This window comes from Vreelandella titanicae BH1 (genome assembly GCF_000336575.1).
GTDB lineage: Bacteria > Pseudomonadota > Gammaproteobacteria > Pseudomonadales > Halomonadaceae > Vreelandella > Vreelandella titanicae.
Genome location: NZ_AOPO01000006.1, coordinates 127,120 through 151,720 on the forward strand (window position 1 = coordinate 127,120; position 24,601 = coordinate 151,720).

The following is a 24,601-nucleotide window of genomic DNA, read 5'->3' on the forward strand; positions in this document are numbered from 1 at the left end:
TTCCTTATTGTGTTGTTGTTCGCGTCGAATCACACATCGCAGCGCTGAATAGCTGCCTGCAGTGATTCTATTTTTGCCTGTTGGCTAGTACGGTCAGGGAGAAATTCTTGGGCGATATAGCCCTGAAAGCCGGTATCTCGAATAGCGCGGCAAATCGCGGGGTAGTTGAGCTCTTGGGTGTCGTCTATTTCATGGCGCCCAGGCACACCGGCAGTATGGTAATGGCCGAAAAAGCGATGGTTTTCACTGATAGTGCGAATGACATCGCCCTCACTAATCTGCATGTGATAGATGTCATAGAGCAGCTTGAAGTTGGGCGAATCGAGGCGACGGCAAAGCTCAATGCCCCAAGCCGAGTTGTCACAAAGATAATCGGGGTGGTCGATTTTGCTGTTGAACAGCTCCATCTGTAGCACCACGCCTTTTGCCTCTGCCTGGGCAAGAATCTCCTTCAGCCCCGTTTCGGCATTTTGCAAACCCTGTTCAGGGCTCATACCCCGGGCATTGCCGCTAAAACAAATGAGATTGGTGTAGCCCGCTTGGCTGACCAGATCGATATGATGGAGGTATCGCTCAATCAGCTCTGAGTGAAAGCGGGTATCGCCCCAGCCATCCTCAAGGCTCAACTCAGCGCCATTACACATGGAAGAGTCGAGCCCATACCGCTGAAGCACAGGCCACTCTTCTGGCCCCACCAGATCAATCGCCGTAATGCCCAACTCAGTTGAAAGCTGGCAAAGCTCTTCCAAAGATAGAAAATCGAATGTCCAACGAGCGACTGAATGATGGATATTGCCTTTTAGTGCCCGCTGAGAAGGCGTATCGTCAGCCAGGGCTCGAGATCCAAGCTGAGGTAGCGCCGCCAGACCAATAGCACCGGTAACGCTGTGGCGCAGCAGGCTACGCCGATCAATTAGGTAGCGCTTCATAAAGCATCCTCGCGTTCGTCATCTAAATGAGATGGCCTTGGCGTGCTTACTCTTCTCGAAGCGCTGTCAGCTTCTCCTTTAAGAAGCTGTTCCCCTCAGTAATAACCGCCTCAGCGTCTAGCGGCTTATCGTGTTCGATGATGTACCACTCAACATCAGTGGCCTCGATAGCGGGCAAGATTGCATCCCAATCCAGCACACCTTCCCCGAGCGTAGCGAACCCGCCCTCTTCTTCGGCGGTGCCTTCTGGAGCATTATCTTTGGCGTGAACAGCAAACAGTTGCCCATCGAAACGCGTTACGTACTCGGCTGGGTCAAACCCGCCCCGTGCTACCCAGGCGATATCCAATTCCGCCAACAGATCAGTTCCGGCAGCATCAAACAGATGCTCTAGCGCGGTTTTACCGTCATACACTGCAATCTCGAAGTCATGGTTGTGATACGCCAACCGGAAACCTTCGGCATCTAGCTCAGCGGCAATACCACCTAGCTCTTCACCCAGCGCCTGCCAGCCTTCGGCATCGCTAGGGCGTGCGTCCTCGGCTAGATAAGGCACTGTTAAGGTGTCGTTACCCACCGCCTGATTAAAAGCCACCGTTTCATCTAAGCGATTGCGCAAATCGTCTAGCTGCACATGACTTGAGATCACCTCAAGCGCGTGCTCTTCTAACAAAGTGTTGAGTTCTTCGGCTGTCACGTCCTGGGTGCCCACCGTCTCAATGGCAGAGATTCCCGCCCGATTTACGGCGGCTAACTGCTCCTCCAAATTGCCAAAATCACGCAGCGTATACATTTGAACAGCAATGGGTAATTCTGCTGTGCTGCTTTGTTGAGCTTGAACAACGCCAGGCACACTCAGCACTGACAGCGCCACTGCACTAGCAGCCAGCAGAGCCTGTGAACTCAAACGCTTTGGGCGTAGCGGGGTATCCATATCCACCTCATTGTTGTTGGATTGTTATATATTGTGAAAGCGCCGACGCAAAAATGTAATCGGTTACATTTTTTTAGAACATCTCAGTAAAATGTGCAAGTCAGCCGCTTTTTTTACCGCTTTTAAGGGACAAAAAGGACTTAATACTCACACAAGTAAATTCATAACCAATTGATTATAAACAACATATAGACTATTAAAGAAAAACCTAATACTTTGGTATCAAGCAGTAGCGGCGCTTACCAACGGCTCATTTCACTATTATTTTTGCCGTCTCCCAAGCTGATACAATGGCTATCGTTTCCATCCACCAACGGACATCAACGTGCCACTACGCGACCTGCTGCTCGGCCTCTTTGTTATCGCCATTTGGGCGCTGAATATCATTGTTATCAAGGTCGGTGTAGCGGAGCTACCGCCGCTATTGATGACCACCCTACGTTTTATGCTGGTCGCAGTTCTGCTGGTGCCCTTCTACCCGGTGGCGCGAGTGCAATTGCCGTTTTTGCTACTGTTATCCATCACCTTCGGCAGCCTCCACTTCGCTCTTCTGTTTATTGGTTTGGAGCATGCAGAAGCAGGTACCGGCGCGCTTTTAGTACAGATGGGCACGCCCTTTGCCACATTGCTAGCGGTCATCTTTCTAAAAGAGAAGCTAGGCCCCAAACGGATTGTCGGGCTGCTACTCTCTTTTGCTGGGGTAGTCGTACTGGCCGGTGGGCCAACGCTGCCCTCTCCTTTACCACTGGCGATTCTGTTGTGCAGTGCTATGGGCTGGGCGGTGTCGCAGCTGTTGATCAAGCGTGGCCCGCCCATTGCGCCGATGGCGTTGGCAGGCTGGGTGGCGCTGTTCGCGGTGCCTCAGGTAGGGTTGGGGTCATGGCTATTTGAGAGCGGTCAGTGGCAGGCGATGCAGCAAGCAACTTGGTTAGGCTGGGGGGCGATGATTTACACCGCCGTAATGTCGTCGATTGTCGCTTACGGGATTTGGTATGCGCTTTTACGCCGTCACCCGGTTAATCGCGTGGTACCCATGACGCTACTCGTACCGGTATTGGCAGTCGGCCTAGGCGCGCTGTTAATGGGCGACAGCCTAGGCGTGCATAAACTAGTGGGCGGCGGCTTAGTGGTCGCGGGTATAGCCCTGATTGTGATCAGATTTCGCCGCCGCCGATAAAGGTCATATCGAGGGAAATCAGCGTAGCGACATCGGCAGCAGCGCCGTCATCGAAACGTCACATATCCACTCAGGCCAATCAGTTAGACTGAACAGTCACCAAGCCGGGAGTTCCCTATGCAGATGCTGGCGCTTTACAGTATCAAGGGGGGCGTGGGCAAGACCGCCTCCGCCGTCAACCTCGCCGCCGAAGCGGCACGCGACGGCAGGCGAGTATTGCTGTGGGATCTCGATCCGCAGGCCGCCACCACCTTCTATCTACGCAGCAAACCCAAAGTGCGTGGTGGCGTCGGCAAACTGGTCAAGGGCAAGGCCGATCTCGACCGGGCGATCCGCGAGACCGACATCGAAGGGCTCGACCTGCTGCCAGCGGCGCTGGGCTCGCGTGACCTGGAAGCGTCGATGGAAACCCGCAAACCCAGCCGGCTGCGTAAGATCCTCAAGCCGGTGATGGGCAGTTACGACCTGGTGATACTCGACTGCCCGCCGAGCCTGTCGGCACTCGCCGAGCAGATCTTTTCCAGCGTCGATGCCCTGCTGGTGCCGATGGTACCGACTACCCTGTCGTTGCGCACTCTTGAGCAACTGGACGGTCATCTCGACGCGGTCGACCATGCCTGCCCGATCTGGCCATTCGTGACCCTCGCCGACCGTCGCAAGACCCTGCACCGCCAGGTGATGGAGAGTCTCAGCGAACGCTGGCCGAGGCGCTTATCGACGACCGTGCCCAACGCCAGTGAGGTCGAGCGTATGGGTATCGAACGCGCTCCGGTCGGGCATTTCGCCCGCAGCAGTCGGGGCAGTCGCGCCTACACCGCGCTGTGGCGAGAGATCGCGCAGCGTATGCAATGACCTTCTGAGCTTCGCTCTGCTGTTAATTGGCTTGCAGCAGGCGGAAGAGGTACCGGCGCGCTGTTAAGGGACGACAGCCTAGGCGTGCATAAACGAGTCGGTGGCGGCTTAGTGGTCGAGGGTATAGCCCTGAGCGTGGTCAGGTTTCGCCGCCGCCCAGTTTAATCTCCAGGCTGGCAGAAACCGGCTTCTTCAGGAATAGAAACACAGTCCCCTACTTTGATACCGCGCTCGGCAAAGTAGCCGCCATTAACCTCTAACGCTGAATGATAAGCCGCACCTGCAGGATAAGAGGGGCAGTCGCTCGGCGACGAGGATTCGCAGGGCTGCATGGTATTAATCGCCACAATCCGCCCATCGCTATCGATAAAGGCAATATCCAGAGGGATTAGCGTGCGATACATCCAAAAGGCATTGTTGGCCGACTGCTCGTTCTCAAAGCGAAACAGCATGCCACTTTTTTCGGGCAAGCTCTCACGCCCCATTAACCCGCGCTGGCGCTGCGTAGCCGTTTCCGCCACTTCAACCTCTAGACGATGTGGGCCGCCCTCGCTGTGAATAGCCAGCGCCAGCGTCTGCATCTCTTGTGCAGACGCCTGCCCCCAAGCAAACGAGCTGAGTAGCGACATCGGCAACAGCGCCGCCATCGGTAACAGTAAAGACGCCTTAAGCAGCGTGCGACGCGTGGGATCCATGCTTACTTCCTTTTGTCATGCGCATCTGCGCGAATTTGGTGGCCTGGCAAAAGGTAAATGCCTGCTGCCAGCAGCGAAACCTTCACCACGGCGCCGCTGGTTAACTGATTACGCCGGGCGGCATGGGTAGCAATATCAAAACGTAACATATCGCCGTGATTGACGCTTAGCGAAACTGAAGTGATGCCGCCCAGTACGACCAGTTCGCTAACGGTGGCAACGACCGGGTTCTCCCGCTCGCCGTGTGAAGGACGGCCGCGACGGTGAAGCACAATATCGGAGGGCGGCAAGTACCAGGTGACTGTTTCACCCAGCGTCAGATTATCTAACCCCTCGGCTACCTCTAGATAATTTTCGCCCCACCGCAGCCGACGCTTGCCCTCCTCATCCACCACTACCCCTTCAAACAGATTATGGCGGTCTAACAAGCGCGCCACCAGCGGCGACAACGGCCGACGAAAAAGCACATCAGGAGCATCTTGCTGCAGGCTGACGCCGTTATGCAACACGCAGATTTGGTCGGCCAGCGCGGCGGCTTCTTCCAGGTCGTGGGTCACCAGTACAATAGGAATCTCGATCTGCTGACGCAGCAGCGCCAGCTCGCGCTGCAACCGCCGCCGGGTCACTTGATCCACCGCCGAAAACGGCTCATCGAGTAACAGCACTTTGGGGTCACGGGCCAAGGCACGGGCCAGCGCCACACGCTGGCGCTGGCCCCCCGAAAGCGCGTTGGGGTAGCGCTTGCCCAGCCCGTCTAAACGCACCTTGGCTAGCCACTGCTCGGCCTGTTCACGGCGTTGCGGTTGGGGCAGGTGGCGCAGAGGGAGCTGAATATTTTGTGAGGCGGTTAGGTGCGGAAATAGCGCATAGTCCTGAAACACTATGCCGACCTGTCTACGCTGGGGCGAGAGTGAATGCTTACGCTCGGCGTCAAACCAAACCTCTCCAGCGCACTCCACTCGCCCGCCCTGGGGGCGATAAAGCCCGGCAATGGTGCGCAACAGCGTGGTTTTGCCGCTGCCCGATGGCCCTACCAGCGCCAGCAGTTCACCGGGTTGGCAAACAAACTCGGCGGCCAGTGGAATCGGCCCCGTTTGATTGACCGCCACGCTCAACCCTGCAATCGGCCCAGAGACCGGCTCTGTGATGCGCGAATCAGCCACGTACCCACCGCCTGCGCCCGGCCAGACCATAGACGAGCCCCAAGGTAATAAACGATACCAACAGCAACAGCGCCGACATCTGTGCAGCGCCCTGTTCATCGAAGGCCTGGACGCGATCATAGATGGCAATGGCGAGAGTGCGGGTTTCACCATCAATGGCGCCACCCACCATCAAGATGACGCCAAATTCGCCCAGCGTATGGGCAAAGGTAAGCGCTGCCGCTGACATAATGCCTGGCCACACCAAGGGCAGCTCGATGCGCAGCAGCGTCTGCCAGGGGCTCAACCCGCTGCACCAGGCCGCTTCACGCAGGTTGTGGGGCACATGTTCAAAGGCGCGCTGAATGGGCTGCACGGCAAACGGCAAATTGGCGATCAGGGAGGCCAATAGTATGCCAGTGAAAGTGAAATTCAGCCCGCTACCGGTCATTGCTGCCCAAAACGAGCCCACTGGCGCGTCGCGGCCAAAGCTCAACAGCAGATAAAAGCCCAGTACGGTAGGCGGCAATACCAGCGGTAATGCGATCAGCGCTTCACATAGCCCTTTGCCGCGGAAACGCGCATAGGCCAGAGAGCGACCTAGCCAAATAGCGATGGGTAGCAGGATAAGACAGGTGAACGCCGCTAGGCGTAATGAGACCGAAAGCGCCGACCAATCCATTATGCTCCTTCCATTATTCGACGCTAAACCCGTAGGTACGCAAAATGGATTGTCCCTCGTCCTCTTGCAACCACTGATAGAAGGCCGTGGCAATATCTCCAGCCTGATTGGTCAGTACCATTCGCTGGCGTAGTGGGCTATGCCACTCTTCAGGGATAAGTACGTACTCACTTCGGTCACCTAATGTGGGAGCCAGCGCCAAGGAGTAAGCCACCAGCCCACCGCGCGCATCGTCGGAGAGCGCAAACTGCGCCGCCTGGGAGACATTTTCGCCCAGTATCCGCAGCGGCTCTATTTGCTCCCAAAGCCCGGCGTACTCAAGCGCCTGCCGCACCGCCACGCCATAGGGGGCGTGTTCGGGGTTGGCCAGGGCGATGCGCTCAGTAGTCCCCGCCTCTAACGCGGTTTTAACCGCTTCAAGCGGCGTCTCCTCGTTAGGTAAATCACCACGCCCTGCGCGCTGCAGCCACACTAAACGACCAATGGCGTAAATCACGCCCTCATCTTGTGTGTAGCCCTCCTCATAAAGCGCTTGAACGTAGCTCTCGTCAGCAGAGAGATAGAGCTCAAAGGGCGCGCCCTGGGCAATTTGACGCCGGAAGTTGCCTGACGAGCCAAAGTTTAGCCGTAGGGCGTGGCCGGTTTCCTGCTGAAACTGCTCGGCGGCTTCTGTCAGCGCAAACTGTAGATCAGAGGCCGCCGCCACGATAGGCGCCTCCGCCTGCGCAGGGGAACCTATCAGAAGCAAGCAGGCGAGCAGCAACCCATGCGCTAATTTAGCTTTTAGCATGCTCGTCAGTAATCTCCATTACCTTCATGGTATTGGTGCCGCCATGGGCGTTCATATGGTCGCCGCGAGTTAGGATTACATGGTCGCCAGGTTTGGAGATACCGGTCTTAACCAGCATCTCGAGGGCCCGGTCGTTTAGCTCGGTGGCGCTCATTGCGGAGGTATCGAACGGTAGCGAAACAACACCGCGGTAGAGCGCCATGCGGCGTTGGGCAATGGGATTATGCGCCAAGCCAACAATCGGCAGGCCCGAACGAATGCGAGAAGCGATCAGCGGTGTATAGCCCGATGAGGTCATACAGGCAATCGCGGTAATGCCGGTCATATGGTTGGCCGCGTACATGGCGGAGAGCGCAATGGTCTCGTCAGGGCGGGAAAAGCCTTCATGAATACGGTGACCGGACTCCTGGGCGGTTTTTTCCCGCTCAGCTCCCAGGCAAACACGTGACATGGCTTCTACGGTTTCCAGCGGGTAGTCGCCCGCCGCGGTTTCCGCCGAGAGCATGACCGCATCGCTGCCATCCAGCACCGCGTTGGCCACGTCAAACACCTCAGCGCGGGTGGGAAGAGGCGCTGAAATCATGCTCTCCATCATTTGCGTGGCGGTAATGACCGCACGGTTGAGCGAACGCGCTCGTTTGATCATGCGCTTTTGCACGCCGACCAACTTGGCATCGCCAATTTCTACGCCTAGATCACCTCGCGCCACCATGACCGCCTCAGAAGCTTCGATAATGCCATCCAGGGTGGCATCATCCGCTACGGCTTCGGCACGTTCGACTTTGGCCACCAGGCCAATCTCTTTACCCGCCTCACCTAATAAGCGGCGTGCTTCGAGCATATCTTCAGCATGGCGGGGGAAAGAAATGGCCAGGTAATCGACGCCAATCTCAACGGCGGTCTTAAGGTCTTCTTTATCTTTTTCAGTCAATGCCGGAGCGGAGAGCCCACCGCCCTGCTTGTTGATACCTTTATGGTTAGAGAGCTTGCCTCCCACGACCACGGTGGTATGCACCTGTTGGCCGTCAACACGGGCCACGTCCAGCACCAAGCGCCCGTCATCTAACAGCAGGCGGTCGCCGGCGGTCACGTCTTGGGACAAGGTCTTATAGTCGCAGCCGACTTGATGCACATCGCCCGCATCGCCATCCAGCGCCATATCAAGAATAAACGGCTGGCCCTCTTTAAGCACCACGGCCCCATCTCTAAACCGCGCAATACGAATCTTGGGCCCCTGTAGATCACCCAACACCGCGACGCTGCGGCCTAGCTTGGCGGCTATTTCACGTACCTCGGTTAGTCGGCGGCGGTGATCATCCGCTGTGCCATGGGAGAAGTTAAGACGCACCACATCGACACCCGCCTTGAGCATGGCTTCCAATACCCCTTCCCGGTCGCTGGCAGGCCCAAGGGTGGCGACAATTTTGGTACGACGGATCGAGGAGAAGTGCAGTGCGTTCATAATGTTCCAACCATGCAATTTAGCGTGTAGTGACTTTTATTAAGTAATTCTATTCAGTAACCCTAGCTTACCAGTTTAACGCGCTCTATATGACAGCAGTGCAACGCAGGAGGTTGGTTTAAGTCAACGTCACGGTGATAGTGAGAGGAAACTCATCGCAGTTATTGCCATCACCGCCGCGATCCACTACCAAAAACTCACCTTCACGCTCCAGCACCGATTGAATGGCGTGCCAAGTGCCTGCGCGGTAGTTCACCCCTTGGCGGCCATCGGTGACAAACGCTCGCACGTCTGCAGGGTTAATATGTTCCCCCGGTGGGGCTACCACCACAATAAAGCGCTCCTGGTGCAGCGGCATAAACGCCTGACTGCCCTGGGGGTGACGCTCTAAAAACGTTAGCTCCAACGGCAGTGTAATCGGCTGGCTCACGAAGATATTAATCAGCGTGTGAGCGTTTTCACCCAGTGTTTCCACCTTGGCAAGATCATGGTGGCGCTGCGTGCGCCCGGCGTTGATGGGAAACGACGCTGAGGTGCGCGCATCAATCACATCGCCAAAAGGGGCGAAGGCCTCTGCGGTCAACGGCTCGGCTTTTAGCTCTAGCATTGTTGTGTCCTTCTAAAGTTCTTTGTTACTCAGCGTGGCATGGCCACTTCCAGCCTGATAAATGCACTAGTGGGAGGCAGCTTTAGCTCGCGACCCTTTAAAGCTGCCTGCTTGAAAAGCTGGAGCAACCAGTTTTAACGAGCACCCAGACGAAGAGCAGGATGGCGATTAACATCTTTATACAGCAGATATCGGAACGGCCCTGGGCCAGCGGCGTAGCAAGCCTGGGGGCAGAAGGCGCGTAACCACATGAAATCGCCCGCTTCCACTTCTACCCAGTTTTGATTCAGGTGATAAACGGCCTTGCCTTCGAGCACATAAAGGCCGTGTTCCATGACATGGGTTTCATCGAAAGGAATCACGCCGCCGGGCTGGAAGGTAACGATATTCACATGCATATCGTGGCGAACGTCCGCAGGGTCGACAAAGCGTGTGGTGGCCCAGCGTCCTTCCGTGCCCGGCATTTCGATAGGCGCAATGTCCTGCTCGTTGGTGACAAACGCCGTTGGCACCTCAAGTCCTTCCACAAACTCATAGGCCTTGCGTACCCAGTGGAAACGTACCGGCGCGTTGGATTCGTTGCGCACCTGCCACGAACTGCCAGGGGGAATAAACGCATAGCCGCCGGGCTGCAGGGAGTGGCGCTCGCCTGACAGAGTAAGCGTTAACTCACCTTCCACAATAAACAGAACGCCTTCCGCCTGGGGATCAGGCTCAGGCTTATCGCTGCCGCCCTGAGGCTGGACTTCCATAATGTACTGAGAGAACGTCTCGGCAAACCCCGACAGCGGACGCGCCAGCACCCATAGCCGGGTGCCTTCCCAAAACGGCAGATTACTGGTGACGATATCGCGCATCACGCCTTTGGGGATCAGCGCATACGCTTCAGTGAACACGGCGCGATCAGCGGTGATTTGCGTTTGCGGCGGGTGCCCGCCGGTGGGAGCGTAGTAAGTAGCTGGCATTTTTAAACCTATTTGACTTAGTAAAAACACACGTTATTCATCTTGTATACAAGATTAGCTAACCACAATAAAGCAATCTTTAACAAAGCTCTTGTGAAACACTCCTCCCAATAGTAACTTCTTTAGAAACTTTCGTTTCATAATTCTAAGATCATACGAGCATGTCCAAAAACAGCAACCTCGGCGCGGCGTGACGCCCGCTAACCGCTGCTCAGGTCAGCTACTTATAACAAACGCGAGGCATAGCATGTCCCAACACACCCCCTCTTCGTCTTCCTCAGATCGCCCCACGCCCAAGAAAAGCTGGTGCCGGATCCCTGACATTTACGCGGTTCTGTTCATATTTATCGCCCTGGCCGCGATAGCAACGCACTTTGTGCCGGCCGGGCAGTTCGAGCGTGTTCCTGGCCCGAATGGGCGCATCACTATCGACCCGAACTCTTATGAGCAGATCGCTTCGTCACCAGTTGGCATCGTCGACTTTATGCTGGCGATCCCGAATGGCTTAATGAGTGCCGGTGAAGTTGTCTTTTTCACCTTCATGATCGGCGGTATGTTCATGGTGCTAAGGCGCACCGGCATTATTGAAATAGGTGTGGACAAGCTAACGCGCCGCTTTGCGCGACAGAACCTGCTCACTATCCCCGTGTTGATGACGGTTTTTGCCCTCATAGCGACGGTTATCGGTACCCAAGAGTTGGCGCTGGTCTATGTGCCGGTCATCTTGCCGCTGATGATTGCCTTGCGCTTTGATTCAGTCACGGCCGCGGCGGTGGCACTTTGTGCTACCACGGTCGGTTTCACGACGGGTGTGCTCAACCCCATCAATACCGGCCTAGGACAGCAACTCTCAGATCTTCCTCTCTACTCCGGCTATGGCTTGCGCGTTGTGGCATTTGTGGTGATGTTAGCCGCGGCCATTTTCTTCGTTATGCGTTACGCCCGTATGGTGCATCAAACACCTTCACTTAGCCTGCTGAGCAGTGACACTAGCGAATCCGAAAAACGCTCGCTTTATCAACATGCTGACAATAGCCCAGCCTTAATCGCCAGCGCTCGCCAGAAGCTCGCGGCCATCGCCACCTTCGCCTTCTTCGCGGTACTCGTCTATGGCGTACTGCAGCAAGGCTGGTTCATGATGGAAATGGCAGGCCTGTTTATCATCATGGGCATTGTTGTGGGCCTAATAGCAGGCCTCGACACCGACGAAATATGCGCAGGCTTCAACCAAGGCTTCCGAGACGTGCTGGTCGGCGCCATGATCGCCGGCGTCGCACGCGGTGTTGCCGTGATGCTGGAAGATGGCCACATCATGGACACGCTGGTGTTTGGGCTTGGCAACCTCGTCGGAGGCCTGCCCACCCTGCTTTCGGCGATTGGCATGTTCTTCGCCCAGCTAGGCTTCAATTTCATTGTCCCCTCCGGTAGCGGCCAGGCCCTGGTCACCATGCCGCTGATGGCACCGCTCTCCGACATCATCGGCGTTACCCGCCAAACGGCGGTGCTGGCGTTCCAGTTGGGTGACGGTATCGGCAATATTTTATACCCGACCTCAGGCTACTTTATGGCGACCCTGGCACTGGCAGGTGTGCCATGGCAAAAGTGGGTCAAATTCTTCTTCCCACTTTTTTGCGTCTGGATAGCGATTGCCCTGGGCTTTCTTATTTTCGCGCAGGCAACCCAGTGGATCGGCTAGAAGTGGATCGACTAGAGCACGGCAGAGATAAACTGCTTTAGCTCCGGCGTTTGTGGGTTGCTGAATAGCTCGCTGGGGGCGCCCTCTTCATGGATGCGCCCCTGGTGCATAAACACCACGCGGTCGGCCACATCACGTGCAAAGCTCATTTCATGGGTGACCAGAATCAGCGTCATGCCCTCGGCCGCCAACGCCTCCAATACGCGCAGCACTTCCCCGACCAGCTCAGGGTCAAGTGCTGAAGTCACCTCATCGCAGAGCATCACTTTGGGGCGCATGGCCAGCGCCCGGGCGATGGCGACCCGCTGCTGCTGACCACCGGAAAGCTGCGCCGGGTAGGCATCGTATTTGTCGGAGAGGCCCACTTTCTCAAGCACTTCGCGGGCGACTTTCTCGACCTCGGCTTTCTCCTCGCCACGCACCACCAGCGGCGCCAAACAGACGTTCTCACCCACGGTTTTATGAGGAAACAGATTAAAGCTTTGGAATACCATGCCGACGTTTTCACTCAGCTCTTTGGGCGACATTGACGCCGCATCGAGCTGCTTATCGGCAATGGTGATCTCGCCGCTGTCATGTTTTTCCAGCTGATTCAGGCAGCGCAGCAGGGTACTTTTACCCGAGCCACTGCGACCAATAATCGCCACCACTTCGCCTTGCGCAACTGAAAGGTTAATACCTTTAAGCACTTCCAGGTCGCCAAAGGCTTTATGAACGTTATCAACGTAAACCAGCGTCATAGAGCTTTTTCTCCAGATAGCGCGCGTAGCAGGAAAGTGGGTAGCACAGCGCGAAGTAAAGCAGAGCCACAAGGGCAAAAATGGTGAAGGGTTCGAAGGTGGCGTTATTGAGCATGGTGCCCGCCTTGGTCAGCTCGACAAAGCCGATGATGGAGGCCAGCGCCGTGCCTTTGATGACCTGTACCGAGAAACCCACCGTGGGCGGAATCGAAAGCCGCAGCGCCTGAGGCAGAATCACATGGCGCATGGTCTGGAAGTAGTTCATGCCCAGCACCCGCGCCGCGTGCCACTGCCCTTTGGCAACCGCCTCTAAACAGCCGCGCCAGATGTCACATAGAAAAGCACTGGTGAACAGAGTCAGTGCGATGGAAGCCGCCAGCCAGGCAGAAATGGGATGCCCCATGGCGGCAGCACCAAAGAAGATCAAAAACAGCTGCATCAACAGCGGCGTACCTTGGAACAGGTCAACATAAAGAGACGTTAAGCGCTGCAGCCAGCGGTTGCTGGAGAGGCGCATAAAGGTCAGTAGCAGCCCCACCGTCGCACCGCCCACAAAGGCAATCAGCGACAGCACAATCGTCCAGCGGGTTGCCAGCAGCAGGTTGCGCAAGATGTCCCAGAAGGTGAACTCAATCATCGTTGTTCTCCTTGCTGATAGGCGAATACCCGCTTGCCCACCAGCATAAAGCTGCGCCGCATGCCGAAGGCGAGGAGCAAATAGACCAGCGTGATCAGCAGGTAGACTTCAAAGCTGCGAAAGTTGCGCGATTGAATAAAGTTAGCGGCGTATGTCAGGTCAAATACCGATATTTGCGACACCACCGCCGAACCCAGCATCACAATGATCGACTGACTGATCAGCGCGGGGTATACCCTGGCAAACGCGGGCACCAGCACGATATGGCGATAGCTTTGCAGCGTGGTCATACCCAGTGCCCGCCCGGCTTCCAACTGCCCCTTGGCCGTGGCGCTAATACCGGCACGTAAAATCTCGGCGCTGTAAGCGGCCAGGTTGAGCGTCATGGCAATAAACGCCGCGGTAATGGCATCAATTTTAATGCCGAGCCCCGGCAGCCCGAAGAAGATAAAAAACAACTGCACAATAAAGGGCGTGTTGCGGGTCACTTCGACGTAGCCGCCTAGCCCCCAGCGCACCCATGGCTGTGCGTTAATGCGTAAATACGCCACCGCCACCGCCAGTGCTAGCCCCGTCAAGGTGGTCACCACGGTCAAAACGACCGTGGTGGTAAGACCTTTGAGGAGCTCACTAACGTAGGGCAACAGGGTAAGAAAATCGAGTGCTGGCCCCATAATGAACCTCAGCTACCGAAGTTTTCAGGCAGGTCGGCACTGAACCAACGCTGAGACAGCTCATTCAGGGTGCCATCTTCCAGGCCCTGAGCGATCAGGCGGTTAACTTCTTCCATTAGCGCAGGTTCGTTTTTATTCATGCCCACATAGCAGGGTGAATCTTTGAGCTGATAAATCATTGAGGGTGCTCGATCGCTGTTTCGCTCGGCGATTTCGGCGGCGACTACGTTACCGGTGGCGACGTAGTCGACTTGGCCGGAAAGAAACGCAGAAATGGTGGTGGCGTTATCTTCAAAGCGCTGCACTGTGGTTGAATCCGGGGCAATATTTGAAAGCTCCATATCTTCCACGGCGCCGCGGGTTACCCCGATGGTTTTATCGGCCAGGCCTTCTGGGCCTTCCACGCTTTCATCTTCATCAGCGCTGAACACGCCTAGAAAGAACGGCGCGTAGGCATCGGAAAAATCAATCGCCGCTTCGCGCTCCGGGTTCTTACCCAGGCTAGAGATTACCAAGTCCGCCTGGCCAGTCTGTAAGTAGGGAATACGGTTAGCGCTAGTCACGGTAATCAGTTCTAGCTGAACGCCCATTTCGTCAGCGAGGTATTGGGCCATATCAATATCGTAGCCGCGCGGCTGTAGGTCGGTACCTACTGAACCAAACGGTGGGAAATCTTGCGGGACAGCGACCCGGATAGTGCCGCGTGATTCGATATCTTCTAGTGCATCCGCCTGAACGTTTGGGCTAGTGGTAATAGCACCGAGGGCCACAGCGGCACTCAGCCCTGTGGCTAAAACCCCGGACTGTAGGCGTTTGAACTGGCTAAAGAAAGAGTGATTAAAGCGGTGCGATAGCGATTTCATGGTGTTCTCCTAACAAGGGCAGCCTGGCAAGGGCATGTTGGTCAGTGAATAGCCGTAATGGAATTAGCAAGGGATGCAGAGCGAGTGAAAGCTTTGTTGCATAAAATCTTACAAAGAAACTTTCGTTTCACTTGACCACCTAATAGCAACAGAGATACCAGAAGTGGCTAACGTTTTTTAGAACAGCAACTTAGCGGGCACGCGAAGCCACAACGCAGCGACTGCCGCATTAAGAAGAGGATTTAAAAGGAGGGAAGTGCAATGTATTGGTGCAGTTTTCATCCATCAATAGGACGAGATGCACCATGAAAGGAAGCCCAGCCTACTGGGAGCTCCAATCCACGCTCATGGTAGGCGCTTCCAGCTCACTAAGATCAGCGTAAACATCGCTGATCGCGCTGATTCGCTCTCGACCTTCTGCAAGGCGACGGTGCAGCACGCCGTTGGCAATCAGGCAGATCAGGCTATTGGCGGCAGCGTAGCTATCGAAGGCGGAGAGGCTTTCCAGCGGCGTTTCAAAAAACCACGTTACTTGTGAGGCGAAATTGACCGCGGTGGGGTCAGCCAGTAAGGCTACCTTGGCAGGTGAGCTCTCAAGTGCGTCAATTAGCGAAGCAAATGCCGCTGGGCGGCGGCGAAAACCAAACAGCACCACCACGTCCTGGTCGGTGAGATCGACGATCTCTTCCGCTAACGACTGGTTTGGGTGAGGAACCACTCGCACCTGGGTGCGCGCCTGAATCAGCTGCTGACGAAAATGCAGCGCTAGCGGGTAGCTGTTACGAAAACCGATCACGACCACATGACGCGCGCTATCCAGCCGCTCTACCAGTGCAGCAAATTGATCCGCCGCAATGCCGTTTAAGCAGCGCTGCAGATTATCCTGCTCCCGCTGCAGATGGCGCTGGAACGGCGCCCCGGCCTCTTCCTGCATGGCGTTGGGGTCGATCACCAAAGGCACGCCCAGGTTCCGTAGCTGGCGGGCGTGGTCTTTAACGGTGCGGTAGCTTTCAAACCCCAGCCGCTTGAATAGGCGGCTAACTGTCGATTTGGATACCCCGGTCAAACGCGCCAAATCAGCGGCGCTATACACCGCAAGATCATCAAAGTGATCGAGGATAAAGCTCGCCACCCGCTGCTCCTGGGCAGTTAGCGTGTCAAACTGGGCGGTAATTCGCTGTCCGATATGCGGCGTCATAGCATCCTATTAAACTGCTTAATTAACGAGTTGCAGGGTGGTGCTCTGCCCAGTGACGGGCAATATCAACCCGCCGGGCCACCCACACACGGTCGTGAGTTTCGATGTAATCCAAAAAGCGCTGCAGGGCGCGAAAGCGCCCAGGGCGACCCAATAAACGGCAATGCATGCCCACCGAGAGCATTTTGGGCGCCTCCTCCCCTTCTGCGTAAAGTACATCAAAGGCATCGCGCAGGTAGGTAAAGAAGTGATCCGCCGTATTGAAACCTTGCGGCGCGGCAAAACGCATATCGTTGCTGTCCAGCGTGTAGGGCACAATCAGATGGTTGTGGTCACCGCCCTGACTATCGGTCACCTGCGTCCAGAAAGGCAAGTCGTCGCCGTAGTAGTCGCTATCGTAAAGGAAACCGCCTTCGTCTAGCACTAAGCGCCGGGTATTGGGACTATCGCGACCGGTGTACCAGCCTTGGGGTTTTTCGCCATAGAGGCGTTGAAAAATCTCCATGGCCTGCTGTAGATGCTCGCGCTCAACGTGCTCGGGCACTTCCTGATAGTGAATCCAGCGATAGCCATGGCAAGCAATCTCGTGGCCCAGCTCTTTAAATGCCAGGGCGACATCCGGGTTGCGCTCCAGCGCCATGGCAACGCCAAACACCGTGAGCGGCAAATCGCGTTTTTCAAACTCGCGCAGAATGCGCCATACCCCGGCGCGGGAGCCGTACTCGTAGATCGACTCCATGCTCAAGTGGCGATCCGGATAAGCCGGTGCGCCGATAATTTCCGATAGGAACTGCTCGGAGCCTGAGTCGCCGTGCAACACGCAGTTTTCGCCGCCCTCCTCGTAGTTGAGCACAAACTGAACGGCAATTTTGGCCTTGTTTGGCCAGTTGGCGTGGGGCGGGTTGCGTCCATAACCGATCAAATCGCGGGGATAGTGGCCCTTAGGTGACGACGACATAGCTAGCTCCTTGATTCATACAAACCCGGGCAGATCATTGGCAAATAGCCGCCCAGCAATACAGAAAATTATTTGTATACAAAATAGCGACATTCATAACCAACCGCAACGCGGTCGACCGCTAATCCCCTGACGCTAATAGCGTTTCTTAGTTTAAAAGGCGTTAAGCCATTGAATCCTGAACAAATGGTCAAGTTTTATCAGCTGCTTTTTTATTGCCGATTGCTCATTAGTCCCTTGCGCCACGTAGAAAACCGCCCTACTTTTGTATACAAGAAATGCCATATTGTTTACACACGGAATAGCTATCGTGCATATACGCATTATTAACCCCAACACAACGTCCTCCATGACCGCTGCTATTCATCAGGCAGCGCAGCAGCAGGCGGGCACTGGCACCACGGTGAGCGCTTCACAGCCGGACGCTGGCCCGGTTTCTATCGAGAGCCATTTCGACGAAGTGATCAGTGCGGTAGGAGTGGCCGAAGAAGTTCTAAAAGGCGAATGCGAAGGCGGCATCGATGCCTATGTGGTGGCCTGTTTTGGTGACCCAGGCCTGCTCGCAGCGCGGGAGCTAACCCGTGCGCCGGTAATCGGCATCGCCGAAGCAGCGTTTCATCTCGCCACACTGGTGAGTACACGCTTTTCAATTGTCACCACCCTGGGCCGCACCGGCATTATCGCCGAGCACCTGCTTCAGCAGTACGGCTTTAGCCACCACTGCCGTCGTATACGTGCCGCTGAAATTCCGGTGTTGGATCTTGAGCACCATCCTGAAGTGGCGTTTACCCGCATCGTCGAAGAGTGCTGCCGCGCCAGGGATGAGGACGGTATCGGCGCCATCGTTTTAGGCTGTGGCGGCATGGCGAATTTGACCCAGGAGATCAGCCGCGAAGTGGGCCTGCCGGTAGTAGAAGGTGTTACCGCCGCGCTGAAACTGGCGGAATCGCTGGTCAGTTTAGGGCTGCATACCAGCAAACACGGCGATCTTGCCTACCCACGGCCAAAGATCTTTACCGGTAAGTTTTCTGAGCTTTCTGATCTTGCGCTACCGCTTAAGTCATAACAGTTCCAAAAAATAATAGTGACTCAACAACATCTAATAACAATAGCTTAAATAGAGTTTTAAAAAGTACGTCCATTAGCACGCCACGCCGCAAGCGTTTCCCGATACCTAATCGGGGATTAATAAAAACCGACAATCTTGCGAGGACGACAACATGAGCGCTTCAACCTCGGCTCTTGCGTCAGAAGAACGATCCGATGCTGGATCAAAAGCACTCGGGGCAGAAAGCCTGGCCCCACAACACACCCGGATAATGGGGCGCGGCTCCTATTTTCTGGCGTGGTTCGGCGGCTGCGTTTCCATTGGCACCTTTGCCATGGGCTCAAGCGTAGTCGGCACCCTGAACCTGTTACAAGCCACCCTGGCGATTGCCATCGGCTGCTTTGTGATCGGTATTGCCCTGGCCATTAACGGGGCCGCGGGCTACAAGTACGGCATTCCGTTTATGGTGCAGGCGCGCAGCGCGTTCGGCTTTACCGGCACGCGCTTACCGGGCTTGGTACGCGCAGTGCCAGCGGTAGTGTGGTACGGCTTTCAAAGCTGGATTGGCGCCGGGGCACTCAATATGGTGTCGGCTACCCTGTTCGGCTTCGACAACCTTATCTTCTACTTCATTACCTTCCAGTTTCTGCAAATTGGTCTTTCGGTAATGGGGTTCCAGGGCATCAAGTGGTTAGAGAATATCGGCAGCGCCTTTATCCTCGCCTCGCTGGTGTATATGTTCTACGCCACGGTGCAGCGCTATGGCGATGAGCTTTCCGCCAGCCTGCTGACCATGGAAGGCTCCTGGGGCATGCCGTTCTGGGGCGCGACCATGCTCTTCCTGGGCATCTACAGCACCATGATGCTCAACGTCAGCGACTACTCCCGCGAGCACAAAAAGGGCACGGCTCAAAGCCTGCTGACCACTATCTACGCCATGTCGATTCTACCCTGCACGCTGTTTATGGGCTTGATCGGCTATATGGTCTCCCAGGCCACCGGCACCGCCGACCCTATCCAGGTGTTTGCCAACGCCGTCGACAACACCCCGCTGCTGATGACTACCCTTCTGTTCATCGCCTTCGCCCAGGTCACCACCAACGTCCTCAACAACGTGGTACCGCCAACCTATGTATTGATGGACATCTTCAAGATCAAGTTCTCGGTCGCCACGGTGATCGTTGGCTTGCTGGCCTTCGCCACCTTCCCCTGGAAACTGGTTCAGCCGGGTTCTGCGGCAGGCCTCCAGCTGTTTGTGCAGACTTATTCCGCCTTTTTGGGCCCTATCTTCGCCATTCTGGTGGTCGATTATTATGTGATTCGCCGCCGCACGCTGGATATCAATAAGCTGTATGACGCCACCGGCCCCTACCAAGGCGTGAACTTAGCCGCTTTCATCGCCACGGCGGTGGGCATTGCGGCGGCGCTCTCTTTCTCGGCGATCTCGTGGTACGCCAGCCTGATACCCGCAGGTGTTACCTACTACCTGCTTATGAAGTACTGGGCTCCCTGCCAGCGCTTTAGCCAGTAACTCCATTTGCCAACCGAAGAGCTAATAAGATGAAAGAGAGCAACGACGTTAGTGACCTGGATATTAAGCACATTGATCCCACGCTGTATAACGAGGATCTCGCGCCGCTTAAACCTCAGGATCGTAACTGGGGTGCGTTTGAGATATTTAATGTCTGGTCTAACGATATCCAGAGCCTGTTTGGTTACACCCTGGCGGCCTCGCTGTTTTTAACCTACGGCCTGAACGGCTGGGCGGTGATGGCGGCGATTATTCTGGCGGGCGTGATCGTGATGTTTTTGGTCAACCTCACCGGTAAGCCCAGCGTTAAATACGGCATCCCTTTCCCAGTGATGGTGCGCGCCAGCATGGGCATACGTGGCGCGAACCTACCCGCGATGCTGCGTGCCATCGTGGGAATTTTTTGGTACGGCGTGCAGACCTACTTCGCCTCCACCGCCGTCACCCTTCTAATTACGGCGTTTTTTGGCACAGGCAATGGCAGCACCTTCCTCGGGCTTTCCGGCGTGGCATGGGTGTCGTTTGTGATTGTGTGGTTGTTTCAGATCGCCATTTTCTGGCAGGGCATCGAGCGCATTAAACACTTCCTCAACTGGGCGGGCCCGTTAGTATACGTGGTGATGTTGGTGCTGATGATCATTGTCTGGTATCAGGCGGGAAGTGAGCTAATCCCCGCTATTGGCACTATTTTTAGCGGCGATGGCGAAACCAGTGGCAGCTCAATCGCCGCCTTTATGGCAATTGTGGGCACCATGGTGGCGTATTTCGCAGCAGTGGTAATCAACTTCGGTGACTTCACCCGCTTTGTGAAAACCGAGCGCCAGATGAAGCTGGGCAACCTGCTGGGCTTGCCGCTTAACGTGGCATTCTTCTCGTTTATCGCGCTGATTATTACCGCTGGTACCCTGGTGCTATTTGGCGAGGCGCTGACTAATCCCGCTGATATCGTTGAGCGGGTGGATTCACTGCCGCTGACGATTATCGCTGCGCTGACCTTCTTTGCCGCCACGGTAGGCATCAACCTGGTCGCCAACTTCATTCCTCCCGCCTACGACCTTGCCAATCTGTTTCCCAGCAAAATCAGCTTTAAGATGGGTGGACTGATCACCGCGGTAATTGCGTTCTTTGTCGGCGCGCTATGGCTCTCGGTCATCAGCCAGATTGGCGTTCCTGGCTTTGTGAATGCGCTAGGGGCCGTTGTCGCGCCCTTCTACGGCATTATCGTGGTCGACTACTACCTGATTAAGCGTCAGCACTTAAACATGCAGGAGCTATTCTCGTCAGCGCCCGACAGCGCCTACTACTACGTAAACGGCTGGAACACCCGCGCCCTTATCGCCTTCGGCGCCGCAGCGCTGTTCTCGCTCTCCACTGTATTAGTACCCGCGCTCTCCAGCCTAGGTGGCTACGGCTGGCTGATCGGTGCAGGCCTGGGTGGGCTGTTCTACTACGGGTTGATGCGTCAGTTTAAGACAGCCCCCACGTATGCTGAGCAGAAGGCAAGTTAAGATGGTTTAGCCGTAGTTGACGGCTTAGCGACTCGAACAAGCGCTATCGGCACAGAGCCGATGGCGCTTTTGTTTTTTCACGAAGCTCACTCCCTTGAACACGAAAAGCGTTTTTCGACCTGCAATTGCGCGTTTTTCTACCACGCTCAGCGGGGTGCATGCTCATTTTTCAGAGAACAACTTCATAAAAACTTTAAAAAACAATGATTTAAAAAATATCTTTGTATGTTTATGCGCAATTTGTAAAGATGATGAGAAAGGATGATGCGCATGCTCATTTTTCTAGCGAGCCTCACGAGGAAAAAATGGAATTTTCCCTTTTATATCAGCAAATTAGGGTATTTTAGCAAGGCAGAGCTTCCCAGAAAAACGCGCATGCGCATGAATAAACTGTTATGAATCACCAGTCACAAGGAGCTTATGATGAAAGTTTCAGCACTCACTCTGTTAATTCTCCATGTTAATAGCCTTATTGATTCTGGGAAGTACGCCGACATATCAATCGATGACATCCATCAGGCTATAGAAGGAAGGCGGGTGTTGCGCTTTCTTAAAGAGCGCGCTGGAGCTGATATAGACCTGAGCATCCACTTGGAAAGTAACGCGTATGGTGACTTTGAATCGTACTACGAGAGTCAGCTAGAAAGTATATACGGTGGCTACGCGGGTCAAGAGCGTAGGAAATGGGGTATAGAAAATTCTGGCCTTTGCTTGGTGTTGGCTTGGACGAATGAAATTATTCAACAAGGCCAAGGGCTGGAGTGGTAGAGCGGGAATTCATAACAAACGGCTGTTGTCGCCCCTTCGGGGCTGGGACGGCCTTTCCGCCGCTGTGCGGCTACAAGCCCGCCCCAAAGCCGGGCGTTATGACTAAGGAGAGCAGCGTGCAAAAAAAGGAAATTTCGGAGTATATTCTTGACCAATATCGGGGAGTAGTGGCGGTCGATGCTTGGGGTGAGCAGTCCTTCTTCTATAACCCTGACCGGCGGCTTCCTCGAGGCGTCTATTTTGCAACACTCAAGGACAAGGATGGGGACAATGACAAGGGTTCGAATCTCAGTCGTGAGGGCGTGTTCCGCTTCAATTTCGGCATAAGTAAATCGTCCTACGAGGAAGCATTGGGGAAAAGGCCCGCCAGGCCCGCTGCAGGTGGGGTGGTGAATACGGGGCATAATTTCACCGAGTTAAATACGCTGTTACCGCACCCGGTATACGCATGGATGTCTTGGGTATGTGTTCTCAATCCCGACAAAGCCATGATCCAAGAGTTGGAACCTTTGCTCAATGAGTCCTATGATCTTGTGGTCAAAAAGTATGCTAAACGCATCAAGTCATAACCATGCCAGTCACGGCGACGGCTACTGCATTGCGGCTTCGCCTCCATTCCGTAGCCGCGCGTGCTGAGCGGCGTTATACATTTTCGGAGGCTACATGATTAGCACTTCTCAAAAAGTTAGAAAGTTATTTGAGTTAGCCCAAGGTAATATCGATCTTCCGTATTTTTCAGGGTTTCCAAAAAATGCATGTGAAGGAGCTTCATTATTTCTTGGAGCTACTTTAAAAGAAAAACACCCTGAATCTCATATAGAGTACATAAAAGGCTATGACGAAAATGGTGCTATTCATTTTTGGTTAGAAATTGACGCTATGGTCTTTGATATTACAGCTGATCAATTTCCCGAAATAGAGTCTCCTCTTTTTGGTGTAGAGCATCAACCTTTGGCCAGTATTTACAGTGATATTGAAAAACAGGAAATATCTGATGCGTTTAAAGCATCGGATGTAACCAACTCTGTATACAAACATTCACTAATGCTTGAAATTAGGCATTATTTACACACAAATGTATAACAAGATGCTTAAACGGAAAAATAACAATTGGCCATCGCTTCGCGATTATAGCCAACCATTATTTTCCGATTAGCAAAGCGTTGGGCACCTTTGAAACTTTCTAAGTTGGGTTACTTTCTATGAACAAATACAAACGTATCGTCATTGCCAACCATGGCGGCGTGGACGTATTAAATACGGTCGAGGAAGCGATTCCTGAGCCAAAGTCAGGGCAAGTCAGAGTCAAGGTTCTTGCCGCAGGTATCGGCTACGCTGATATTATGGCTCAGCACGGCGGTTATCCTTTAGCACCGAAAATTCCGTTCACACCCGGTTATGATTTCGTCGGAATCGTAGATTACGTTAGTTCAGACGCTGTCGGTGTTGAAAAAGGTCAGTATGTGGCTGCGCTCAATCCAGAATTCGGTTGTTACTCGGAGTATGTATGTGTGCCTCCAGAGCTTTTATTGCCTGTTCCTGAAGAATTGGATCCAGCAGAAGTTGTAAGTCTAATTCTTAACTATCTTACCGCGCACTGTATTTTGCATAAAAAAGGCCAACTCAAAAACGGTGAAACAGTTTTAATTCATGCTGCTGCCGGTGGTGTTGGTACCGCACTTCTGCAATTGGGCGGGTTGCTAGAATTGAAAATGTACGGCACTGCCTCTGTCACCAAGCATCCCACCGTCCGCGAATACGGCGGTATCCCAATAGACTATAAGAATCAGGATTTTCTCGAGTACATTCGCAACGAAGTTCCAGATGGAGTCGATGCGGCATTCGATCCAATTGGCGGGCTGAACCTACGGCGTTCGTATAAAGCGGTAAAAAAAGGCGGCCGGGTAATTAGCTATGGTTTTGCCGGAGACAGCTTCGGCGGCATGAAACAAATGGCAATCGGTGTGCTTCAAATGGCTGCGCTTAATTTCTGGCCGGACGGTAAACGGGTAACGCTCTGCGCCACCCCTGGCGAAGTAAAAAAAGATAATGCATGGTACCGGGAAACTCTTACTGAACTCATTAGCATGCTTGCTGCGCGGCAAATAAATCCAGTCATTGGTGCAAGGGTGCCGTTAATGGAAGTAAAGCGCGCACATCAAATGCTGGAGCAAGGCAACGTTGCCGGTAAGGTTGTTTTGGTTTGCGAGCCGTAAAGTTGCCCAACAAATCGTTGGAGAGGGACGTTTTTTCCGTTACGCGCTTCGCGCTTTACTCCAAAAACGCCCCTCAACTCAGGCGTTAAATTTTCAATCGAGCTTTAGTGATGAATATTGAGATTCGTAGAAAGATCAGATCACCTTAAGCTACTAGAAATCTGGGAAGCCTCGGTCAGAACAACCCATGATTTTCTGGCCGAAGATGATCTACAGGAGTTAAAGCCGTTAATTCTGGAGCAGTATTTTGATGCCGTTGATTTAAGGTGTGCTAAAAATGGCCATGGTGAAATACAAGGGTTCTGCGGCGTTCATGACGGTAATATTGAGATGTTGTTCATTGCACCAGATGCGCGCGGAAAAGGCGTTGGTGCCATGTTAACTGCCAATGCTATCGATGAGCAGGGAGCGTCAAAGGTCGACGTCAATGAACAGAATGTTCAGGCGCTTGGTTTTTTACCAACATATTGGCTTTTCGGTAACAGGGCGCTCACCAGTTGATGGGCAGGGCAAGCTTTATCCGTTGCTG

26 protein-coding genes are annotated in these 24,601 nt (G+C 54.4%); 11 read left to right on the top strand and 15 right to left on the bottom strand.

The features are described from left to right. Positions 1–29: 29 nt before the first annotated feature. Both HALTITAN_RS12985 and HALTITAN_RS12990 read right to left on the bottom strand, forming a co-directional pair. A complete protein-coding gene (locus HALTITAN_RS12985; protein WP_009287385.1) occupies positions 30–929 on the bottom strand; it encodes a hydroxypyruvate isomerase family protein in 900 nt (299 codons plus the stop codon). 46 nt (positions 930–975) lie between these two features. After that, positions 976–1,863, bottom strand: a complete 888-nt coding sequence (locus HALTITAN_RS12990; RefSeq protein WP_051052029.1) for a sugar phosphate isomerase/epimerase family protein — start codon at positions 1,861–1,863, stop codon at positions 976–978. Between the two features lie 325 nt (positions 1,864–2,188). Between HALTITAN_RS12990 and HALTITAN_RS12995 the strand changes: the two genes are divergently transcribed. Continuing rightward, positions 2,189–3,040: a DMT family transporter gene (locus HALTITAN_RS12995; RefSeq protein WP_022522271.1), complete on the top strand. Its 852-nt coding sequence runs from the start codon at positions 2,189–2,191 to the stop codon at positions 3,038–3,040. Between the two features lie 117 nt (positions 3,041–3,157). Beyond that, the gene (locus HALTITAN_RS13000) at positions 3,158–3,892 is read left to right on the top strand and encodes a ParA family protein (protein ID WP_009287387.1); all 735 of its coding nucleotides are present in this window, start codon (positions 3,158–3,160) and stop codon (positions 3,890–3,892) included. A 161-nt stretch (positions 3,893–4,053) separates the two neighbouring features. Here the strand turns inward: HALTITAN_RS13000 and HALTITAN_RS13005 are convergent, their stop codons facing one another. The 7 genes from HALTITAN_RS13005 to HALTITAN_RS13035 form a co-directional block, all read right to left on the bottom strand. After that, entirely contained in the window at positions 4,054–4,587 is a 534-nt protein-coding gene (locus HALTITAN_RS13005) for a DUF192 domain-containing protein (protein ID WP_009287388.1), read from the bottom strand. 2 nt (positions 4,588–4,589) lie between these two features. Further along, positions 4,590–5,750 (bottom strand): ABC transporter ATP-binding protein, encoded by a 1,161-nt coding sequence (locus HALTITAN_RS13010; protein ID WP_236614957.1) that lies wholly within the window; start codon positions 5,748–5,750, stop codon positions 4,590–4,592. After that, positions 5,743–6,411, bottom strand: a complete 669-nt coding sequence (gene modB, locus HALTITAN_RS13015; protein ID WP_027958096.1) for a molybdate ABC transporter permease subunit — start codon at positions 6,409–6,411, stop codon at positions 5,743–5,745. Before modB ends, HALTITAN_RS13010 begins: the two co-directional genes overlap by 8 nt. Positions 6,412–6,424: 13 nt before the next feature. Then, positions 6,425–7,201 (bottom strand): molybdate ABC transporter substrate-binding protein, encoded by a 777-nt coding sequence (gene modA, locus HALTITAN_RS13020; RefSeq protein ID WP_039859402.1) that lies wholly within the window; start codon positions 7,199–7,201, stop codon positions 6,425–6,427. Further along, positions 7,188–8,663, bottom strand: coding sequence for a pyruvate kinase (gene pyk / locus HALTITAN_RS13025; protein WP_039859403.1), 1,476 nt, complete (start codon positions 8,661–8,663; stop codon positions 7,188–7,190). Before pyk ends, modA begins: the two co-directional genes overlap by 14 nt. A 118-nt stretch (positions 8,664–8,781) precedes the next feature. Continuing rightward, a complete protein-coding gene (locus HALTITAN_RS13030) occupies positions 8,782–9,270 on the bottom strand; it encodes an ureidoglycolate lyase (RefSeq protein ID WP_022522264.1) in 489 nt (162 codons plus the stop codon). Positions 9,271–9,404: 134 nt separating this feature from the next. Then, positions 9,405–10,235, bottom strand: a complete 831-nt coding sequence (locus HALTITAN_RS13035; RefSeq protein ID WP_039859406.1) for a bifunctional allantoicase/(S)-ureidoglycine aminohydrolase — start codon at positions 10,233–10,235, stop codon at positions 9,405–9,407. Between the two features lie 247 nt (positions 10,236–10,482). Here HALTITAN_RS13035 and HALTITAN_RS13040 point away from each other — a divergent pair, with 247 nt between their 5' ends. Further along, positions 10,483–11,931, top strand: a complete 1,449-nt coding sequence (locus tag HALTITAN_RS13040; RefSeq protein WP_039859408.1) for a YfcC family protein — start codon at positions 10,483–10,485, stop codon at positions 11,929–11,931. Positions 11,932–11,942: 11 nt separating this feature from the next. Here HALTITAN_RS13040 and HALTITAN_RS13045 read toward each other — a convergent pair whose 3' ends face one another. The 6 genes from HALTITAN_RS13045 to puuE form a co-directional block, all read right to left on the bottom strand. Then, the gene (locus HALTITAN_RS13045) at positions 11,943–12,671 is read right to left on the bottom strand and encodes an amino acid ABC transporter ATP-binding protein (RefSeq protein WP_022522261.1); all 729 of its coding nucleotides are present in this window, start codon (positions 12,669–12,671) and stop codon (positions 11,943–11,945) included. After that, positions 12,652–13,308: an amino acid ABC transporter permease gene (locus HALTITAN_RS13050; protein ID WP_022522260.1), complete on the bottom strand. Its 657-nt coding sequence runs from the start codon at positions 13,306–13,308 to the stop codon at positions 12,652–12,654. Before HALTITAN_RS13050 ends, HALTITAN_RS13045 begins: the two co-directional genes overlap by 20 nt. Continuing rightward, positions 13,305–13,982, bottom strand: a complete 678-nt coding sequence (locus HALTITAN_RS13055) for an amino acid ABC transporter permease (protein WP_009287392.1) — start codon at positions 13,980–13,982, stop codon at positions 13,305–13,307. The genes HALTITAN_RS13050 and HALTITAN_RS13055 overlap by 4 nt, the downstream gene beginning before the upstream one ends. Positions 13,983–13,990: 8 nt before the next feature. Beyond that, a complete protein-coding gene (locus tag HALTITAN_RS13060) occupies positions 13,991–14,845 on the bottom strand; it encodes a transporter substrate-binding domain-containing protein (protein ID WP_009287393.1) in 855 nt (284 codons plus the stop codon). Between the two features lie 322 nt (positions 14,846–15,167). Continuing rightward, a complete protein-coding gene (locus HALTITAN_RS13065) occupies positions 15,168–16,043 on the bottom strand; it encodes a MurR/RpiR family transcriptional regulator (protein WP_009287394.1) in 876 nt (291 codons plus the stop codon). A gap of 22 nt (positions 16,044–16,065) precedes the next feature. Continuing rightward, positions 16,066–17,001, bottom strand: coding sequence for an allantoinase PuuE (puuE, locus tag HALTITAN_RS13070; RefSeq protein WP_009287395.1), 936 nt, complete (start codon positions 16,999–17,001; stop codon positions 16,066–16,068). 310 nt (positions 17,002–17,311) lie between these two features. On the opposite strand from puuE, the gene HALTITAN_RS13075 reads away from it, so the two are divergent. The 8 genes from HALTITAN_RS13075 (at position 17,312) to HALTITAN_RS13110 (ending at position 24,573) form a co-directional block, all read left to right on the top strand. Beyond that, positions 17,312–18,067, top strand: coding sequence for an aspartate/glutamate racemase family protein (locus tag HALTITAN_RS13075; RefSeq protein WP_039859410.1), 756 nt, complete (start codon positions 17,312–17,314; stop codon positions 18,065–18,067). Positions 18,068–18,221: 154 nt separating this feature from the next. Further along, positions 18,222–19,580, top strand: coding sequence for an NCS1 family transporter (locus HALTITAN_RS13080; RefSeq protein ID WP_009287397.1), 1,359 nt, complete (start codon positions 18,222–18,224; stop codon positions 19,578–19,580). 29 nt (positions 19,581–19,609) lie between these two features. Next, entirely contained in the window at positions 19,610–21,088 is a 1,479-nt protein-coding gene (locus tag HALTITAN_RS13085; protein WP_009287398.1) for an NCS1 family nucleobase:cation symporter-1, read from the top strand. Positions 21,089–21,511: 423 nt separating this feature from the next. Continuing rightward, positions 21,512–21,856, top strand: a complete 345-nt coding sequence (locus tag HALTITAN_RS13090) for a hypothetical protein (protein ID WP_039859412.1) — start codon at positions 21,512–21,514, stop codon at positions 21,854–21,856. Between the two features lie 116 nt (positions 21,857–21,972). Next, positions 21,973–22,425: a DUF6194 family protein gene (locus tag HALTITAN_RS13095; protein WP_039859413.1), complete on the top strand. Its 453-nt coding sequence runs from the start codon at positions 21,973–21,975 to the stop codon at positions 22,423–22,425. 94 nt (positions 22,426–22,519) lie between these two features. Next, positions 22,520–22,939, top strand: a complete 420-nt coding sequence (locus tag HALTITAN_RS13100) for a hypothetical protein (RefSeq protein ID WP_051052030.1) — start codon at positions 22,520–22,522, stop codon at positions 22,937–22,939. A gap of 119 nt (positions 22,940–23,058) precedes the next feature. After that, on the top strand, positions 23,059–24,072 hold the full coding sequence (locus HALTITAN_RS13105) for a zinc-binding dehydrogenase (protein WP_009287400.1): 1,014 nt from the start codon (positions 23,059–23,061) through the stop codon (positions 24,070–24,072). A 117-nt stretch (positions 24,073–24,189) separates the two neighbouring features. Beyond that, on the top strand, positions 24,190–24,573 hold the full coding sequence (locus HALTITAN_RS13110; RefSeq protein ID WP_322535430.1) for a GNAT family N-acetyltransferase: 384 nt from the start codon (positions 24,190–24,192) through the stop codon (positions 24,571–24,573). Positions 24,574–24,601: the final 28 nt, after the last annotated feature.